Source organism: Streptococcus sp. GMD4S, from assembly GCF_000296955.1.
This window is the reverse complement of record NZ_AJRE01000239.1, coordinates 1-1,286: the sequence shown is the minus strand read 5'-3', so window position 1 is coordinate 1,286 and position 1,286 is coordinate 1. Positions and strand designations below refer to the sequence as shown.

At 36.2% G+C, this 1,286-nt stretch carries 2 protein-coding genes; both read right to left on the bottom strand.

Features of this window, described 5'->3' with window-relative positions; translation table 11 throughout:
- Positions 1-220: 220 nt before the first annotated feature.
- Entirely contained in the window at positions 221-976 is a 756-nt protein-coding gene (locus GMD4S_RS09015; protein WP_000018508.1) for a class A sortase, read from the bottom strand.
- Positions 976-1,286 (bottom strand): DNA gyrase C-terminal beta-propeller domain-containing protein (locus GMD4S_RS09010; RefSeq protein ID WP_000317617.1); only part of this gene is annotated, 311 nt, incomplete at its 5' end. The genes GMD4S_RS09010 and GMD4S_RS09015, both read right to left, overlap by 1 nt.

The following is a 1,286-nucleotide window of genomic DNA, read 5'->3' as shown; positions in this document are numbered from 1 at the left end:
AAATAAATTCTGAAGAGACCATAAAAAACTCCTAAACTTTTATTTGTGATAATTATAACATAATTCTTGTTTTCTAGAAAGCGTTTTCTGTAAAATTCTAAAATATTTATCTTAAAAATCTTTATCCTAAGTCTTCCTGTCCTTTTTCATAAGAACTATTTTGATCCTATTTTGTTGACATAAAAACCAGTGAAATAGCACTTCACTGGTTCATTCATTCTTAATAACGTTGTCTATACGGTTGATTAAAGGCCTTCAAAATATCCTCAGAAGTCTCAGAATAAGCTTTTGATTCTTTAAAGATTCCTTTGACGATTATACGCTCGGTCGCATTATAATCAACACAGGTAACCAAAGTAATCTCCTTTACGCCGTCACGATCTTCGATTTCATCTACACGGTCTGGTGTAACACGTTTTACCTCTGTAATCTCATAAGTATAAACTTTATCCTTATCCGTCAGATAAATTTTCATACCTGCTTTGGCATTGACCAAAGGTGAGAAGAGCATTTGACTGGCATTTTCAGCAGTAAAGATATGGTGACTGGCTAGAGAATAGTTTCCTTCCCCCATTTTTTGGTCTGGTTTCATGGTCCCTGCTCCGTAGAACAGGTTTACATTATCCAACCCTTTGAAAATAGGGAGGTTAATCTCCACCTCAGGAATAGCGATACCTCCAATAACAGGAAGTTTCTGAGCATCCCATTGTGAAGCCAATACAGCTTCAGATGAAATAGACTTAACAGAGTCAAAATCAAAATTTCCCTCGGATTTTAGGTTTTCATCTATATTTTCCTTAGTGACTTGATTGACTTGGTATTTATTGGTATTCCATACCAAAAAGATATCGCGAATCTTTGAATTAAAAATCAAGGCTAAGGAAAGAAGAATTAAGAAACCCGCTAAAATATTGATAAATAGATTTCTGCGCTTATTTTTCTTACTCTTTTTATTTTTCGTTTTTTTATGAGACATTATGCTTCACCTTCTGTTTCAATTTCAGTCCCAACTTCTTCTTTTTCTGCCGCAGCAACCGTAGTAAAGGTCACAATCTTAGCATCCTGATCTAGACGCATCACCTTAACTCCCATAGTTGAGCGTCCAGTTTGTGAAATATTGGCAACATTTGTACGGATCATGACACCTGTATCTGTGATAATCATCAGGTCTTCATCGCCTTTAACAGTAAGGAGACCAGCCAGAGGACCATTCTTCTCAGCAACATTGGCTGTCTTCATCCCTTTACCACCACGGCCTTTAGTAGGATATTCAGTAGCAAGTGTAC